The 16,838-nt window shown below is 70.6% G+C and carries 11 protein-coding genes and 3 pseudogenes; 6 read left to right on the top strand and 8 right to left on the bottom strand.

From position 1 onward, the window contains the following. From B9D87_RS24100 to B9D87_RS24085, 4 genes and pseudogenes are all read right to left on the bottom strand, one after another. A complete protein-coding gene (locus B9D87_RS24100; RefSeq protein WP_007773359.1) occupies window positions 1-375 on the bottom strand; it encodes a DUF742 domain-containing protein in 375 nt (124 codons plus the stop codon). Between the two features lie 6 nt (window positions 376-381). Then, on the bottom strand, window positions 382-789 hold the full coding sequence (locus B9D87_RS24095; RefSeq protein WP_007773360.1) for a serine protease inhibitor: 408 nt from the start codon (window positions 787-789) through the stop codon (window positions 382-384). Next, window positions 789-3,594 (bottom strand): annotated as a pseudogene (locus tag B9D87_RS24090) (sensor histidine kinase). Before B9D87_RS24090 ends, B9D87_RS24095 begins: the two are co-directional and overlap by 1 nt. 250 nt (window positions 3,595-3,844) lie before the next feature. After that, on the bottom strand, window positions 3,845-4,450 hold the full coding sequence (locus B9D87_RS24085; RefSeq protein ID WP_007773363.1) for a class I SAM-dependent methyltransferase: 606 nt from the start codon (window positions 4,448-4,450) through the stop codon (window positions 3,845-3,847). Between the two features lie 18 nt (window positions 4,451-4,468). Between B9D87_RS24085 and B9D87_RS24080 the strand changes: the two genes are divergently transcribed. Further along, entirely contained in the window at window positions 4,469-4,933 is a 465-nt protein-coding gene (locus tag B9D87_RS24080; protein ID WP_007773368.1) for a tRNA (cytidine(34)-2'-O)-methyltransferase, read from the top strand. 1 nt (window position 4,934) lies between these two features. Here B9D87_RS24080 and B9D87_RS24075 read toward each other — a convergent pair whose 3' ends face one another. Then, window positions 4,935-5,582: a nitroreductase family protein gene (locus tag B9D87_RS24075; protein WP_007773370.1), complete on the bottom strand. Its 648-nt coding sequence runs from the start codon at window positions 5,580-5,582 to the stop codon at window positions 4,935-4,937. A gap of 22 nt (window positions 5,583-5,604) precedes the next feature. Here B9D87_RS24075 and B9D87_RS24070 point away from each other — a divergent pair, with 22 nt between their 5' ends. Then, the gene (locus tag B9D87_RS24070; protein WP_007773372.1) at window positions 5,605-6,015 is read left to right on the top strand and encodes a TIGR03667 family PPOX class F420-dependent oxidoreductase; all 411 of its coding nucleotides are present in this window, start codon (window positions 5,605-5,607) and stop codon (window positions 6,013-6,015) included. A 79-nt stretch (window positions 6,016-6,094) separates the two neighbouring features. Here B9D87_RS24070 and B9D87_RS24065 read toward each other — a convergent pair. Next, window positions 6,095-9,416 (bottom strand): annotated as a pseudogene (locus tag B9D87_RS24065) (error-prone DNA polymerase). 169 nt (window positions 9,417-9,585) lie between these two features. Here B9D87_RS24065 and B9D87_RS24055 point away from each other — a divergent pair. Beyond that, a complete protein-coding gene (locus B9D87_RS24055) occupies window positions 9,586-10,914 on the top strand; it encodes a wax ester/triacylglycerol synthase domain-containing protein (RefSeq protein ID WP_007773375.1) in 1,329 nt (442 codons plus the stop codon). Between the two features lie 40 nt (window positions 10,915-10,954). Beyond that, the gene (gene otsB, locus B9D87_RS24050) at window positions 10,955-12,106 is read left to right on the top strand and encodes a trehalose-phosphatase (RefSeq protein WP_007773378.1); all 1,152 of its coding nucleotides are present in this window, start codon (window positions 10,955-10,957) and stop codon (window positions 12,104-12,106) included. Between the two features lie 24 nt (window positions 12,107-12,130). On the opposite strand, the gene B9D87_RS24045 is transcribed toward otsB, so the two are convergent. Beyond that, window positions 12,131-13,003: a MaoC/PaaZ C-terminal domain-containing protein gene (locus B9D87_RS24045; RefSeq protein WP_007773382.1), complete on the bottom strand. Its 873-nt coding sequence runs from the start codon at window positions 13,001-13,003 to the stop codon at window positions 12,131-12,133. 139 nt (window positions 13,004-13,142) lie between these two features. Between B9D87_RS24045 and B9D87_RS24040 the strand changes: the two genes are divergently transcribed. Continuing rightward, complete coding sequence (locus tag B9D87_RS24040; RefSeq protein ID WP_007773383.1) at window positions 13,143-13,856, top strand: histidine phosphatase family protein; 714 nt, start codon at window positions 13,143-13,145, stop codon at window positions 13,854-13,856. 70 nt (window positions 13,857-13,926) lie between these two features. Then, window positions 13,927-15,932 (top strand): annotated as a pseudogene (locus tag B9D87_RS24035) (SDR family oxidoreductase). Here B9D87_RS24035 and cmaA1 read toward each other — a convergent pair. After that, window positions 15,933-16,820, bottom strand: coding sequence for a cyclopropane mycolic acid synthase CmaA1 (gene cmaA1, locus B9D87_RS24030; RefSeq protein ID WP_040631113.1), 888 nt, complete (start codon window positions 16,818-16,820; stop codon window positions 15,933-15,935). Between the last annotated feature and the right edge of the window lie 18 nt (window positions 16,821-16,838).

Raw genomic sequence — 16,838 nt, 5'->3', positions numbered from 1 at the left:
TCAGAGGGCGCGTAAGCCACGCAGGGTCCTTCCTATGAGTTCGTGGCGCTCATCTCTGGTGGAACGCTCGGACAACGTCTTATGCACTCGAAGGTAGCCGGACAGCACCAGATCCCCGACCAGGACGCGCGCGACGCCGAGCGGAAGGTCCAGCCGGGCCGAGATTTCGGCGACCGACGGGTGCTCGACGCACAGTTGGATGATTCTGCCCCGCGCGTCGTTGGGCGGCCACCGGTGCGTCAGGCCGGCCTGCAGGGTCTGGATCGGCGCCTCCAGGGGAAGGTCCACCTTGGTGTCGGTGCGCCCGGACGTCAGGGTGTACGGACGGACCAGGTTCCCCTTACGGTGTGCCGGCCAGTTCTGCGGGGTGTCCATCGCGGCTCACGAGTGCTGCTGCACGGCCGACCGGCGGGTCGACTGCACCACGCCGCCAACCCGTTCGACGAGGACGGCCATCTCATAGCCGATCTGACCGATGTCGCACGACGCGCCGGCCAGCGTCGCCAGGTGCGAGCCGTCCCCGACCCGCATCAACAACAGGTAGCCGTTCTGCATCTCGACCACCGACTGCAGCACCTGGCCGCCCTCGAACAGCTGCGCGGCCCCGGTCGCCAGGCTGGCCAGCCCGGAGGCCACCGCGGCCAGCTGGTCGGCGCGCTCGCGCGGAAGATGCTCGCTGGCCGCGATGGGCAACCCGTCGACGGACACCAGCAGCGCGTGCGCGACGCCGGGGACCTCGCGGGCGAACCTGGTCACCAGCCAGTCCAGGGAGTTGTCGGGGGAGGTCATTATTCGTCGGATCCTTGATCGGTTTCACGGGCGTGGGAGCGTCCGGTGCGCACGCCACCGAAATGGTTACTGAACGAGGCGCGAACCGCCTCGGGGTCCCGGGCCAGGGGTCCGGCGGCCGCGTGCTGCGGCTCCCGGTGCGACGGCGATCGTCCGTTCAGGCCCTGGTCCGGCTCGGCCGGCTCGTCCCGCTCGCCGCCGTTGGCGCCGCCGGGCACCAGCCGCGCGCCCGGCGTGCGCACCGGCAGGCCGTGGTCGGTGGTGTGCTCCTCGACGGGCTTGTCTTCCGCCGCGGCCGCCAGCGTCCAGCCGCGGTCCCAGACCGACTGCCAGTCCAGGTCGGGGCTGTTGACCAGGTCGTGCGGGTCGCCGAGCATCTCCGACAGCATCCGCCGGTAGATGACGTCGTCGTCGGCCGGGCCCGCCGGGGCCTTCGGGGCCGGCGGGATCGACGCCACCGGGGCCGGCCGGTCCTGCCGGGACTGCGTGCGGCTGTCGGCCTCCCGGGCGCGCGCGGAGAAGAAGGCCGACGTGTCCGACGCCGCCCGGGCCGGCTGGGCGGGCGCCGGCTCGGGCTCGGGGCGGGCTTCGGCTCGGGGGCGCGCGCCGGCGCGGCGGCGTTCTCCCACCAGGGCGTGGCCAGCTCGCGGCGCTGGCGGCGGGGCTGTTCTTCGGCGGCCGGGGCGGGCACCGCGGGAACTTCGGTGATGCCGCTGGAACCGGGGTTGCGGCGCGGCAGCAACGTCACCGACGGGCCGGTGGCGTCCGCGGGCTCGAGCGTGCCGTCGTCGCGCCCGGCGTCCTCGGCGGGGCGGCGGTCGCGCTGGCGAGCTTGGCGCTCGGCGAGGAGACCGCGCGGATGTGTCGGGGCGCCGGCGAGTCGGCGACCGCCCGGCCGGCGAGCACCGTCGGCGGCAGGTAGATCTCGGCGGTGGTGCCCGAGCCCGACTCGTTGGCCGCGGGGCCGCGCAGCCCCACCCGGATGCCGTGCAGGGACGCGATCCGGCCGACGACGAAAAGACCCATGTGCCGGGCGTTGTCGGGGGTGACGTCGCCGCCGGCCTGCAGCCGCATGTTGGCCATCCGCCGGTCGGTGTCGTTCATCCCCAGACCGGCGTCGGCGATCCGCACCACGACTCCCCCGTCGCCGCCGCGCGACGCCGAGATCCGGGCGGAGGTCGTCGGCGGCGAGTAGCGCAGGGCGTTGTCGATCAGCTCGGCGAACAGATGGATCGCCCCGCCCGCGGCGGAGCCGATCAGCTCGCACTCGGGCAGCCCGGCGAGCTCGACGCGGCGGTAGTCCTCGACCTCGGACACCGCGGCGTTGATCACGGTGGCCAGCGGCACCGGGTCGCGCTGGTCGCGGGCGAGCTGCGCGCCCGCCAGCACCAGCAGGTTGGCGCTGTTGCGGCGCAGCCGCGCCGCCAGGTGGTCGAGGCGGAACAGGCTGTCCAGGCGTTCGGGGTCGTCCTCGTTGCGCTCCAGCCGGTCGATGAGCGCCAGCTGCTGGTCCACCAGCGTCCGGCTGCGCCGCGACATGGTCTCGAACATGTCGTTGACCAGCAGCCGCAACCGCGCCTCGTCGCCGGCCAGCAGCAGGGCCTGGGTATGCAGCTCGTCGACCGCGTGGGCGACCTGGCCGATCTCCTCGGTGGTGTACACCGGAAGCGGGGTCGGAATCGGTTCGGCCCCACCGGCTTTCACCAGCGCGACCTCCTCCTCGAGATCGGTGTGGGCGACCTTGAGGGCGCCGTCACGCAGGATGCGCAGCGGCCGCACCAGGGCGCGCGCCACCAGCAGCACCACCGCGAGCGCGATCACGATTGCGCCGAGCACCAGGACCATGTCCAGGATCGCGGCCGAGCGCCGCTCGGCGGCCCGGGCGTGCACCGTCCTGGTCACCGAACCGGTGGTGTTCTTGATGACCTGGTCGGCGATGTCGTCGGTGGTCTGGATCGAACGCAGCAGGTCGGGGTTGTCGACGAGCACGCTGGCGGGGTCGGACATGATCGCCATCCGGCTGACCATCTGCTGCTGCAGCGTCTTGGCCTCCGGCGATCCGGCGCCCAGCACCTCGCTCATGCCGAACAGCGTCGACGGCTCGGTGCCCGCCAGCGTGGCCATCGAGGTGCGCAGCTGGGGCTCGGGAAGGTCGGCCCCGCGGGTGACCAGGATCTTCTGCATCGTCATCTGCCCGCGGGCGCCCACGGCCCGGCTCAGGCCCTGCGCCTGCGCCCGGATCTTCTCGTCGTCGACTCGCACCGAGGCGTTGATGACGTCTTCGGCCGTGAGCAGGATGGGCGCGTAGAGCGTCACCCGCTCCCGCAAACCCAGGGCCGGGTCGGCGGCCTTGCTCACCAGCATCTGGCCACCGTCGAGCAGGTTGTTCACCCCGGAGCGGACGTCGTCGCTGACGTCGGTGTCGTCCAGCCTGGCCTGCAGTTCGCCCTTGCGCGCCTCGTAGTTCTTCTTGGCCCCGTCGACGTCTCGCCCGGTGGAGCTGGCCAGCAGCGCGACGTCCAGCGCCGACATGTACTTGGTGATCACCGGCACCACGTCGGCCCGGGTGGCGGCGAGCCGCAGCCCGGCCGCGTTGGCCATGGCGCCGTGGATGCGCAGCACCCCGAACACCGTCGCCAGAACCAGCGGAACCAGCACGATCGCCAGCACCTTCCAGCGCACCGGCCAGTTGCTCAGCGACCAGGTCGGCGGGCGTTTGGTCGGCGCGGCCCCGGCGCCGGGCTTCGGCGCGGTCTCGACGACATCCGCCTCGACCGGGTTGGTCGGGCGGGTGAACATGGTCACGTCATCGCGGCCGGACGACCGGCCGCCGCGCTGACCCTGAGCGCTGAGTGAAACGAGTGGCTCATGAAACTTCCTGCTTTATTTCGCCCGCCCCGCGCCAGACAGGCGTGTGCGTGTGGGTGTGGCAATCCGACGAGTATGACAGCCCGCGGCGCAGGCCACCAGAATCGTTACTGAGCAGACAGGTCCCTCCAAGGTGGCGCCGGGCCCGCGCCGTCACCCCTGGCAAACACCGCCGGGTGCGAAACCCCTAGGCGGGCCGAAGGAGCGCGACCAGGAAATCGGAGTCGTCGGTGAACGGCCGCACGTCCCAGGTGGACAGCAACAGGTCGGGCGCGAAGCCCGCGTCGGCGGCGTCGTTGAGGAATTCGTCGAACTCGTAATCGCGGCCGGCGCCGAAGCCGATCGCCGCCCGGCCGTCGTCGGCGACATGCGCCCGCAGCCGGCTCAGCACCTGGATCCGGGTGCTCGGGGCCAGAAACGCCATGACGTTGCCCGCGGACACGATGACGTCGAACGGTTCGGCGATGCCGCGCGCCGGCAGGTCCAGCTCGGCCAGGTCGCCGACCAGCCAGCGCGGGCCGGGGTAGTCCTGCTCGGCCGCCTCGATCAGCGCCGGGTCGACGTCCACGCCGACCACCCGGTGGCCCGCCGTGGCCAGGTAGCCGCCCAGCCGGCCCGGCCCGCAGCCGGCGTCGAGGATCCGTGCGCCGCGCGGCGCCATGGCGTCCACGAACCGGGCCTCGCCGGCCAGGTCGTCACCGGCGCGGGCCATGGCGCGGAAACGCTCGATGTACCACTGCGAATGCCCCGGATCGGCAGCGACCTTCTGCATCCAGTAGCTCTGCTCGACCATGCGACCATTATCGGCGTTGTGTTCAAGCTGATGTTCGTGTCCCCTCGGATCCCGCCCAACACCGGCAACGCCATCCGGACGGTGGCCGCGACGGGCTGCGAATTGCATCTGGTCGAACCGATGGGGTTCGACCTGTCCGAACCGAAGCTCCGCCGGGCCGGGCTGGACTACCACGACCTCGCTTCGGTCACCGTGCACGCCTCGCTGGCGGCCGCCTGGGCCGCGCTCGCACCGCGGCGGGTGTTCGCGTTCACCTCGCACGCGCCCACCTCGTTCGCCGATGTGGACTACCGGGCCGGCGACGTGCTGATGTTCGGCCCCGAACCCACCGGGCTGGACGCCGCCACGCTGGCCGACCCGCACATCACCGCCCAGGTGCGCATCCCGATGCTGGCGGGCCGGCGCTCGCTGAACCTGTCCAACGCCGCGGCGATCGCGGTCTACGAGGCCTGGCGCCAGCACGGCTACGCCGGGGCGAGGTGATCTACCAGGTGTCCCAGTGGGTGAGCTGCTCGGCGGGCAGCCGCTTGGCCGGGCGGAAGTCGGTGCCCTTGGTGTAGGCGATCGGGAACAGCCCGCCCTGGCTGTACCGGTCATGCGGGATGCCGAGCACCTCGGCGGCCTGCTTGTCGCCGTCGTTGATCAGGTGCAGCGTGGTCCAGCAGGTGCCCAGCCCGCGCGAGCGCAGCGCCAGGCAGAAGCTCCACACCGCCGGGAACAGCGACGCCCAGAACGACGCGCTGAGCCCCAACGGCGCCTTCTCCACCCGCCCCTCCAGGCAGGGAATCATCAGCACCGGCGCCTCGTGCATGTGCTCGGCGAGGTAGATCGCGGAGTCCTTGACCTTGGGCATCCGCTCGCCGCGGGTGTCGCCCTCGGGGTACTCGGCCGACGGCAGGCTCAGATAGCCGCGGGCGTTGGCCAGGTAGATGTCGGCGATCGCCTTCTTCTTCTCGGCGTCCTCGACGAAAATCCATTGCCAGCCTTGCGCATTGGAGCCGGTGGGCGCCTGCAGCGCCAGTTCGAGGCATTCCATCAACACGTCGCGGCCCACCGGCTTGTCGAAGTCGAGACGCTTGCGGACCGAGCGGGTGGTGGTGAGCAGTTCATCGACGGACAAGTTCAGGGGCATGTGTGGAGACTAGCGTGGCGCCATGAGCATCGAATTCACGCAAGAGGTCGCCGGCAGGCTTACATCCGACCATTACGGGTGGCTGACCACCGTCGCCAAGTCCGGGCAACCGGTTCCGCGGCTGATCTGGTTCTACTTCGACGGCGCCAAGCTCACGGTGTACTCGATGCCGCAGTCGGCCAAGGTCGCCCACGTCAAGGCGCACCCGCGGGTGAGCCTGAACCTGGATTCCAACGGCAACGGCGGCGGCATCATCGTCGTCGGCGGCACCGCGACGGTGGAGGCCACCGGCGTCGACTGCCGCGAGGACGAGCCGTACTGGGCCAAGTACAGCGAGGTCGCCGCCCAGTTCGGCCTGACCGAGGCGATGGGCTCCTACAGCACCCGGCTGGTCATCACCCCGACCAAAGAGTGGACGACGCCCACCGGCTGACGCGCCGGCTGGCGAACGTGCGTTTCACGACGCGTTTGCGGCGTGTCGCGTCGTGAAATGCGCACTCGGCGCGAAGATCTCAGCGGAAGTCGCGGGACTTCGAGCCGACCGCCAGGGTGATGCGGCCCAGCCGCTCGGCGACGACGGTGATCGCGCCGCTGGCGTTTTGCACCTGCCCGCGCACCAGCAGCGCCGGGGCCGAATTCGCCAGCTTGCGATGCCGCGCCCACACCCCCGGCGCGCAGAGCACGTTGACCATCCCGGTTTCGTCCTCGAGGTTGATGAACGTCACCCCCTGCGCCGTGCCGGGCCGCTGCCGGTGGGTCACCGCGCCCGCGATCAGCACCCGGTCACCGTCGGGCACCGAGCCCAGCCCCGCGGCGGGCACCACCCCCATCGCGTCCAGGTCGGCCCGCAGGAACTGCGTCGGGTAGCTGTCCGGGGAGACGCCGGTGGCCCACACGTCGGCGGCGGCCAGTTCCAGCTCACTCATCCCGGGCAGCGCCGGCACGTGCGACGACGAGCCCACGCCGGGCAGCCGGCCCGGACGCTGGGTGGCCGCGGCCCCGGCCGCCCACAGCGCCTCACGCCGCGGCATGCCGAAGCAGCCCAGCGCCCCGGCCGTCGCCAGCGCCTCGGTCTGCGGCACGCTCAGTTGCAGCCGGGTCGTCAAATCCAGCAGAGAAGCGAACGGGCCGTTGGCTTTTCGCTCGTCCACCAGTTGTTCGGCCAGGTCGTCGCCGATGTGGCGGACCGCGCCCAGGCCGAGGCGGACCTCGGTGCCGGCGTTCTCGAGGGTGGCGTGCGCCAGGCTGGCGTTGACGTCCGGGCCGTGCACCGTCACGCCGTGCCGGCGCGCATCGGCCACCAGCGACTGTGGCGAGTAGAACCCCATCGGCTGGGCACGCAGCAGCGCCGCGCAGAACGCCGCCGGGTGGTGCAGCTTGAACCACGACGAGTAGAACACCAGCGACGCGAAGCTCAGCGCATGGCTTTCCGGGAAGCCGAAATTGGCGAAGGCTTCCAGCTTTTCGTAGGTGCGGTCGATCACCTCGTCGTCGGCGCCGTGCAGCGCGCGCATGCCGTCGTAGAACCGGCCGCGCAGCCGGCGCATGCGCTCGGTCGAGCGCTTGGATCCCATGGCGCGGCGCAGCTGGTCGGCCTCGGCGGCGCTGAATCCGGCGCAGTCGACCGCGAGCTGCATCAGCTGCTCCTGAAAGAGCGGCACTCCCAGCGTCTTTCGCAGCGCCGGTTCCATCGACGGGTGGTCGTAGACCACCGGGTCCAGCCCGTTGCGCCGGCGGATGTAGGGATGCACCGACCCGCCCTGGATGGGCCCGGGGCGGATCAGCGCGACCTCCACCACCAGGTCGTAGAACACCCGCGGCTTCAGCCGCGGCAGGGTGGCCATCTGCGCGCGCGACTCCACCTGGAACACGCCGACCGAATCGGCGCGGGCCAGCATCTCGTACACCGCCGGTTCGGAGAGGTCGAGGCGGGCCAGGTCCACCTCGATCCCCTTGTGCTCGGCCACCAGGTCGATGGCGTAGTGCAGCGCGGAGAGCATGCCCAGCCCGAGCAGGTCGAACTTCACCAATCCGATTGCCGCGCAGTCGTCTTTGTCCCACTGCAGCACGCTGCGGTTCTCCATCCGTGCCCACTCCACCGGGCACACGTCGGCGATCGGACGGTCGCAGATGACCATGCCACCGGAATGAATACCCATGTGCCGCGGCAGGTTCCGGATCTGGTTCGCCAGGTCCACCACCGGTTCGGGAATGCCCTCGACGTCGGGTGAGTCGGCCAACCCGTTCCAGTGGCTGATCTGCTTGCTCCACGCGTCCTGCTGGCCCTGCGAGAAACCCAGGGCGCGGGCCATGTCGCGCACCGCGATCTTTCCCCGGTAGGTGATGACGTTGGCGACCTGGGCGGCGTAGTCGCGGCCGTACTTGTCGTAGACGTACTGGATGACCTTTTCGCGCTGGTCGGACTCGATGTCCATGTCGATGTCGGGCGGCCCGTCGCGGGCCGGCGACAGGAAACGCTCGAACAGCAGCTCGTTGGCCACCGGGTCCACCGCGGTGACGCCCAGGGCGTAGCAGACCGCGGAGTTGGCCGCCGATCCCCGGCCCTGGCACAGGATGTTGTTGTCCCGGCAGAACCGGGCGATGTCGTGCACCACCAGGAAGTAGCCCGGAAACGTCAGGTGGGCAATGACTTTCAGCTCGTGCTCGATCTGGGCGTACGCGCGCGGCGCGTGCTCGGCCGACCCGTAGCGGTCGCGCGCCCCGGCCATGGTCAACTGCCGCAGCCAGCTGTCCTCGGTGTGCCCGGCGGGCACGTCGAACGGCGGCAGCTGCGGCGCGATGAGCGCCAGCCCGAACGCGCACTGCTCGCCCAGCTCGGCGGCCGCGGTCACCACGTCGCGGCCCCCAGGTGCACAGGCCCGAACAGCCGGGCCATCTCCTCCCCCGAGCGCAGGTGCGAACCGCCCAGCGGGGCCAGCCACCCGGCGGCCGCATCCAGCGACTGTCGCGCCCGGATGGCGCCCATCGCCATGGCCAGCCGGCGCCGCGACGGCCCCGCGAAATGCGCGCCGGTGGTGGCGACGACGCCGACCCCGAAGCGGGGGCCAGCGCGGCCAGGGCCGCGTTGCGTTCGTCGTCGAGCGGCTGACCATGATGGGTCAGCTCGATGCTGACCCGCTGCGCTCCGAACCGGTCCACCAGATCGGCCAGCGCACGCTCCGCAGCCGCCGGACCGCTGTCGGAAAGCGCTTGGCGGACATGGCCTTTGCGGCAGCCGGTCAGGATGTGCCAGTGCCCGCCGGCGGCCTCGGTCAGCGCGTCGAAGTCGTACCGGGGCTTGCCCTTCTCGCCGCCGGCCAGATGCGCCGCGGCCAGTTGCCGCGACAGCCGCCGGTACCCCTCGGCCCCGCGGGCCAGCACCAGCAGGTGCGGGCCGGGCGGATCCGGCGCCTCGGTGCGCGCACTGGCCCCGATGTCGCCGCCTTCGCGGCTCTGAGGCCCCAAAGACAGCTCGGCGCCGAACACGGTGCGCATGTCGAGCTCGGCCGCCGCCTCGGCGAACCGCACCGCCCCGTACAGACCGTCGTGGTCGGTGAGCGCCAGGGCGCGCAGGTCCAGCCGGGCCGCCTCCTCGACCAGCTCCTCGGGCGTGCTCGCCCCGTCCAGGAAGCTGAATGCCGAATGCGCATGCAGCTCGGCGTAAGCGACGGACGAGCGGGACGCCCGGCCGCCATCCGGCGGCTGGTACGTCGCGCGCCTGCGCGACAGGGGGCCGTCGGATTCCGGGCCCGCCGACTCCCCGGCATGGCGCGGCTTGCTGTCGAGCACCCGCTCCATTTCCGCCCAGCTCGGCGGCCCATTAGACCAGCCCACGGACGCCAGTATATCGAACTGGTGTTCGATTTAACCGCGGCCCAGTACAACCGTTGTTAAACCGATCTTCAACTCCTAAACAAGGTCTTAACGCTGCGGCACTACCGCGGATCGTGAGCTCCACAGATACTGGTACAAGTTCAAAAAGCGGACTACATCGGGGGCCGGCATGGCACAGACACTGGACACGGCGTTCCTTCAAGCCCACGATCCGGATCAGCACGCGAGCCTGGCGATCGGCGCGGTCGCCATCGTCGACGGCACCGCACCCGACTATGAATGCCTCAAAAGCCTTCTGGCCGAACGTATCCAGCCGATCACCCGATGCACGCAGCTGCTACGGGCGCACCCGCTGAGCCAGGAGTGGATCGACTGCCCGGACTTCGACCTGACCCGTCACGTGCGCCGGGTGGCCATCCCACGCCCCGGCGACGAGGCCGAACTGTCGCGGGCCATCGCCCATGCCCTGGAGCGGCCCCTCGACCTGGACCGCCCCCCGTGGGAGTGCTGGGTCATCGAGGGCCTGAAGGGCAACCGGTGGGCGATCCTGATGAAGACCCATCACGGCCTGCTCGACGGCAACTCGGCCGCGCGCCTGATCAGCCGGCTCTGCGACGACGCCGACGCGGACACCTTCGCCAACGGCGCTGCGGCCAAACCGGTTTCGCCGACCGCCGCGGGCAAACCGGGCTGGCTCGACGCGCTGTGGCGGACTTCGTCGGCCGCCGGCGCCCTGGTCGGCGCCATGTGGCCGACCGTGCGCACCGACGCGGCCACCGCCTCGCGGCGCTACAGCACGGTGCGGGTCCCGATCGCCGACGTCGACAGCGTCTGCCGCAAGTTCGGCGTCAGCGCCAACGACGTCGCGCTCGCCGCCATCACCGAGGGATTCCGCACGGCACTGCTCGGCCGCGGCGAGGAACCGCGGGCCGACTCGCTGCGCACCCTGGTGCCGATGCCGGTCCGTTCGGCGATGCTCTCGCACCTGCCCGTCGAACACGACGACCCGGTGCGCCGGTTACTGACGGTGCACACCAGGTGGAAGGCCAAGCTGACCGCCCAGCCACCCGGCATCGTGGAGTCGGCGATCGGTTTTCTGCCGACGGTGTTGCGCAGCAACGTCTTACAGTTGCTCTCCCGCCTTCCGCAGCGCGCCATCGTCACGCTGGCCACCAACGTGCCCGGGCCGCGCCGGCGGCTACGGGTGATGGGACAGACCCTGGAGCGGCTGCTGCCGATCCCCCCGACGGCCGCGTCGCTGCACACCGGCGTCGCGGTGCTGAGCTACGGCGACGAACTGGTCTTCGGCATCACCGCCGAACACGGCGACGCGTTCGACGTCAAGCAACTGGCCGCGGGCATCGAGTTGGGCATGGCGCGACTGGTCGCCCTCGGCGAGGATTCCGTGCTGCTGTTCAGCCGCAGGCGTCCCACCCGCCCGGTGGTGCGCCCGGTCCCGCCGACCCACCCGTCGGCGCCGGGCCACGCCCGTCGCTGACCCGCTCTCCCGCCGACCGACCACCGTGAGAAGGTTGGTCATGGGCAAGTCGGGGCCGGCCGTCATCGATCCGCGCCGCCATGACGCGGTGCTGTTCGACGACGAGGCCGCGCTGGGATCCACCCTGGCCGTCCGGCTGCGCGAAACCGGCCTGGGCACCGCCGTCATCGCGGCGCACGACCCGGCGCAGGCGGCCGACCGGCTGCAGGTGCGCCCCGGACGCTGCGTCGTGGTCGCCGGGGACGCCGCCGGCATCGAGGCCGCACGCGCCGCCGGGTTCGCGCTGGTGATCGCCGTCGACCCGGCCGGGCACGGCGAGACGTTGTGCGAGGCGGGCGCCGACGTGGTGGTCGACGCCCTGCGCGACGTCACCGTGCGGACCGGCGACCTCCGCATGTCGCAGCTGCCCGATGCGTTGCAGGCCTTGGCCGATGGGCTCGCCGACCGGCAACCGGCCGTGTTCTTCGACTTCGACGGCACGCTCTCGGACATCGTGGACGATCCGGACACGGCGCGGCCCGTCGACGGGGCCACCGAGGCGCTGGACCGGCTGGCCGCACGGTGCCCGGTGGCGGTGCTGTCCGGCCGTGACCTCGCTGATGTCACGAAACGCGTTGGGGTGAAAGGAATCTGGTATGCCGGCAGCCACGGCTTCGAGCTGACCGCGCCCGACGGGACCCACCACCAGAACGACGACGCGGCCGCCGCCATCCCGGTGCTCGAGCAGGCGGCCGGACAGCTGCGCGACCGGCTCGCCGGAATTCCCGGTGTTGTGGTGGAGCACAAGCGGTTCGGGGTGGCCGTGCACTACCGCAACGCCGAACGTGACCGGGTGGGCGAGGTGCTGGCGGCGGTGCGCGCCGCGGGCCGCCGCGACGAACTCCGGGTCACGACCGGCCGCGAGGTCATCGAGCTGCGCCCGGACCTCGACTGGGACAAGGGCAAGACGCTGCGCTGGGTGATCGATCACCTGCACGAGGCGGGGTCGGGTCCGCTGACGCCGGTCTACCTCGGCGACGACATCACCGACGAGGACGCGTTCGACGCGGTGCGCGCGGGGACCGTCCGGGGCGTGCCGATCCTGGTGCGGCACGGCGACGACGGCGACCGCGCCACCGCCGCGCTCTTCGCGCTCGACAGTCCCACGCGGGCAGCCGAATTCACCGGCCGGCTGGCGGATCAGCTCTCGTAACTTCGGGCTAGCGGCGCGCCGCCCTTAGCCTGTCGCGTATTCCACCGCGCCGTCGTCGAGCACCACCCGGGGGCCGGACCCCTCCGCGCCGGACGCCTCGGTGCGGAACACCGCCTTGCCCGGCTCGGTGCGCCAGATCAGCGTGGTCAGCGTCTCGCCGGGGAACACCGGCGAGGTGAACCGCGAGGCGATCGAGGTGACGTTGGCCGCGACGCCCCCGCCGAGCTCGGACACCAGCGCGCGGCCCGACACCCCGTAGGTGCACAGGCCGTGCAGGATCGGCTTGGGGAAGCCGGCCAGCTCCCGGGCGAACCACGGGTCGCTGTGCAGCGGGTTGCGATCACCGGAGAGCCGGTAGATCAGCGCCTGGTCCTCGCGGGTGGGCAGCGGAATCCGGGCGTCGGGCTCGCGGTCCGGGAATTCCGGCGCGACGGGCCGCTGGCCCGGCATGCCCCCGAAGCCGCCCTCGCCGCGGATGACCAGGGTGGTCAGCGTCTCGGCGATCAGCTGGCCGGAATCCGGCTCGGTGCCCCGGCCGCGCAACACCAGGATCGCGTTCTTGCCCTCGCCCTTGTCCTGGATGTCGGCGACCTCGGACACCACCGAGAGCTTGCCCGCGGGCGGCAGCGGCGCGTGCAGCCGGATGCTCTGCGATCCGTGTAACAGCATGGCCCAGTTGAACTTTCCGACCAGGCCGGCCGCGCCGAACGCCGGGCAGCAGATCACCGCATATGTGGGCAGCACCTGCTGGTCGATGTCATGGCTGTTCTCGGTGGTGAACGGCAGGTCGTCGATCCCGGCGCCGACACCGAGCGCGTAGAGCAGCGTGTCCCTGTCGGTCCATTCGAACTGCATGGGTTCGGTCACCGCGCCGACGGCACTCGGATCAATCGCCATGGAAGTCTCCCGATCGTTGAGTAGTGATCCTGAAGTCCACTCTGGCATCCGGCGAAACGGCGATCTCCCCGGGGCCGCGCGGTAACAAACCGTCGCAAACCCTTCCCACCGGAGCCGTCGGCAAGGCAGGCTAATCGACATGCCCCAGCGCAGCATGATCCGGAAAGCCACGATGGCGCTCGCCGCGCTCACCGCAACGATGGTCGTCGCCGGCTGCGGCGGCTCACCGCAGGCGCGGTCCATCACGGTGACGTTCATCCGCCACGCCCAGTCCGAGGCCAACGCCAGCGGCACCATCGACACCGAGGTGCCGGGCCCGGGCCTGACGCCGGAGGGCAAGGGGCAGGCCGAGCAGCTCGCGCACCAACTCGGCCGCAAGGACTACGACAGCGTCTACGCCTCCACCATGACCCGGACCCAGCAAACCGCCGCACCGCTGGCCGCCGAGCTGGGCAAGCAGGTCGAGGTCCTGCCCGGCATCCAGGAGATCAACGCGGGCTGGTTCAACGGCAAGCCCGAGTCCATGGCGAAGTCGACGTACATGCTGGCGCCGGTCAACTGGATCAACGGCGACGTGTCCGACAGCATCCCCGGCTCGGTCAGCGGCAAGGAGTTCAACGACCAGTTCACTGCGGCCATCAACAAGATCTACAACAGCGGCCACCGCAACCCGGTGGTGTTCTCACACCGGAACTCGATCATGGTGTGGACGCTGATGAACGCGCAGAACGCCAAGGACAGCCTGATGGACAGCCACCCGATTCCCAACACGGGCCGCGTGGTGATCAGCGGTAACCCGATGACCGGCTGGACGCTGGTCGACTGGGACGGGATCCGCGACTTCCGCAACTGACCTCCCGCGCGCAACGCCCCGCGCAAGATCGGCAGTTGACGTGCGCGGCTGCCACCGCCACCATGTCTTCATGCGGTATGTCGTTACCGGCGGTACCGGGTTTATTGGCCGCCGAGTCGTGTCACGTCTCGTGGAATCCCGCCCCGACGCGCAGGTGTGGGTGCTGGTGCGACGGCAGTCGTTGGGCCGCTTCGAGCGGCTCGCGGAACGCTGGGGCGACCGGGTGAAACCCCTGGTCGGCGGCCTTCCGGAGCTGGACCTGAGCGACGAGGTCCTCGCCGAGCTGGGCGACATCGATCACGTGGTGCACTGCGCGGCGATCTACGACATCACCGCCGGTGAGCCCGAGCAGCGGGCCAGCAACGTCGAGGGCACCCGCGCGGTGATCGGCCTGGCGCAGCGGCTGGACGCGACGTTGCACCACGTCTCGTCGATCGCCGTGGCCGGCGATTTCGCCGGCGAATACACCGAGGACGACTTCGACGTCGGCCAGCAGCTGCCGACGCCCTATCACCAGACCAAGTTCGAGGCCGAGCTGCTGGTGCGCTCGGCGCCCGGGCTGCGGCACCGCATCTACCGCCCGGCCGTGGTGGTGGGCGATTCACGCACCGGCGAGATGGACAAGGTGGACGGCCCGTATTACTTCTTCGGCGTGCTGGCCAAGCTGGCGGTGCTACCCCGGCTGACCCCGATGCTGCTGCCCGACACCGGCCGCACCAACATCGTGCCGGTCGACTACGTGGTGGACGCCCTGGTCGCGCTGATGCATGCCGAGGGTCGGGACGGGCAGACGTTCCACCTGACCGCGGAGAAGACGATCGGCCTGCGCGGCATCTACCGCGGCGTGGCCAAGGCGGCCGGGCTGCCGCCGCTGCGCGGGTCGCTGCCCCGCGCGGTGGCCGCCCCGGTGCTCAAGGTGCGCGGTCGCGCCAGGGTGGTGCGCAACATGGCGGCCACCCAGCTCGGCATCCCCGCCGAGGTGCTCGACGTCGTCGACCTGGCGCCCACCTTTGTCAGCGAGAAGACACGAAACGCCTTGCAGGGCACCGGGATCAGCGTTCCGGAGTTCGCCGACTACGCGCCCAAGCTGTGGCGGTACTGGGCGGAGCACCTCGATCCCGATCGCGCGCGCCGCGACGATCCGCAGGGACCGTTGCAGGGCCGCCACGTCATCATCACCGGCGCGTCCAGCGGCATCGGCCGGGCCGCGGCCATCGCGATCGCCGAGCGGGGCGCCACCGTGTTCGCGCTGGCCCGCAACGGCGCGGCGCTCGATGCGCTGGTCGACGAGATCCGCGCCAATGGCGGTGTGGCCCATGCCTTTACCTGCGATGTCACCGATTCCGCGTCGGTGGAACATACGGTCAAGGACATCCTGGGCCGCTTCGACCACGTCGACTACCTGGTGAACAACGCCGGCCGCTCGATCCGCCGCTCGGTGGTCAACTCCACCGACCGGCTGCACGATTACGAACGGGTTATGGCGGTCAACTACTTCGGCGCGGTGCGGATGGTGCTGGCGCTGCTACCGCACTGGCGCGAGCGCCGGTTCGGTCACGTCGTCAACGTGTCGAGCGCAGGCGTGCAGGCCCGCAATCCCAAGTACAGCTCCTACCTGCCGAGCAAGGCCGCGCTGGACGCGTTCTCCGACGTGGTGGGCTCGGAGGTGCTGTCCGACCACATCACGTTCACCAACATCCACATGCCGCTGGTGCGCACCCCGATGATCGTGCCGTCGCACCGGCTCAACCCGGTGCCGGCGATCAGCCCCGAGCGCGCGGCGGCGATGGTGGTGCGCGGGCTGGTGGACAAGCCGGCCCGCATCGACACGCCGCTGGGCACGCTCGCCGAGGCCGGCAATTACTTCGCCCCGCGGACCTCGCGGCGCGTGCTGCACCAGCTCTACCTCGGCTATCCGGATTCGGCCGCGGCGCGCGGGCAAACCACCGAGCCCGCCGCGGCCCGCGGACCGCCCGCCGCAAGCCCAGCCGGCCGGTGCGCGCCGTCACCCGGGGCCTCCGGACACCGCGTCCGGTCAAGCGGCTGGTCCGCCTGGTGCCCGGGGTGCACTGGTAGTCATTTCTGCAGCGTGAACTGGTTGACGTCGATGTATCCGACCCGGAACGCGTCGGCGCAACCGGTCAGGTATTTCATGTACCGCTCGTAGACTTCCTCGGACTGCACCGCGATGGCCTCGTCCTTATGGGCCTGCAGCGACGCGGCCCAGATGTCGAGGGTCTTCGCGTAGTGCGGCTGCAGCGACTGCACCCGGCTCACCGTGAAACCGTTCGCGGTGGCACGCTCTTCCACCATCGGTATCGACGGCAGCCGCCCACCCGGAAAGATCTCGGTGACAATGAATTTGATGAATCGGGCGAACGTGAACGAGATCGGCATCCCGCGCTCGACCATCTCGTTGGGATGCAGCCCGGTGATGGTATGCAGCAGCATGACCCCGTCGTCGGGCAGCAGGTCGTGGGCCATGGTGAAGAACGCGTCGTAGCGCTCGTGGCCAAAATGCTCGAAGGCCCCGATGCTGACGATGCGGTCGACCGGCTCGTCGAACTTCTCCCAGCCCTCCAGCAGGACCCGCGCCGAGCGGGGGCTCCCGGAGTTCGCGATCAGCTGCTCGACGTGCTCGGCCTGGTTGCGGCTCAGGGTCAGGCCGACGACGTTGACGTCGTACTTTTGCACCGCCCGCATCATGGTGGCGCCCCAGCCGCAGCCGACGTCGAGCAACGTCATGCCCGGCTGCAGCCCGAGTTTGCCGAGGGCGAGGTCGATCTTGGCGATCTGCGCCTCTTCCAGCGTCATATCCTCGCGCTCGAAGTAGGCGCAGCTGTAGGTCTGGGTCGGGTCGAGGAATAGCCGGAAGAATTCGTCCGACAGGTCGTAGTGGGCCTGCACATCGTCGAAGTGCGGCGTTAAATCAGTCCCCTCGGGGGGCTCCGACGTGGTTGGCATCATGTCAGCCTAGTCGCC

Origin of the sequence: Mycobacterium colombiense CECT 3035, from assembly GCF_002105755.1 — a bacterium.
In the GTDB taxonomy this organism is placed as follows: domain Bacteria; phylum Actinomycetota; class Actinomycetes; order Mycobacteriales; family Mycobacteriaceae; genus Mycobacterium; species Mycobacterium colombiense.
This window is presented reverse-complemented; position numbering and strand designations above follow the sequence as displayed.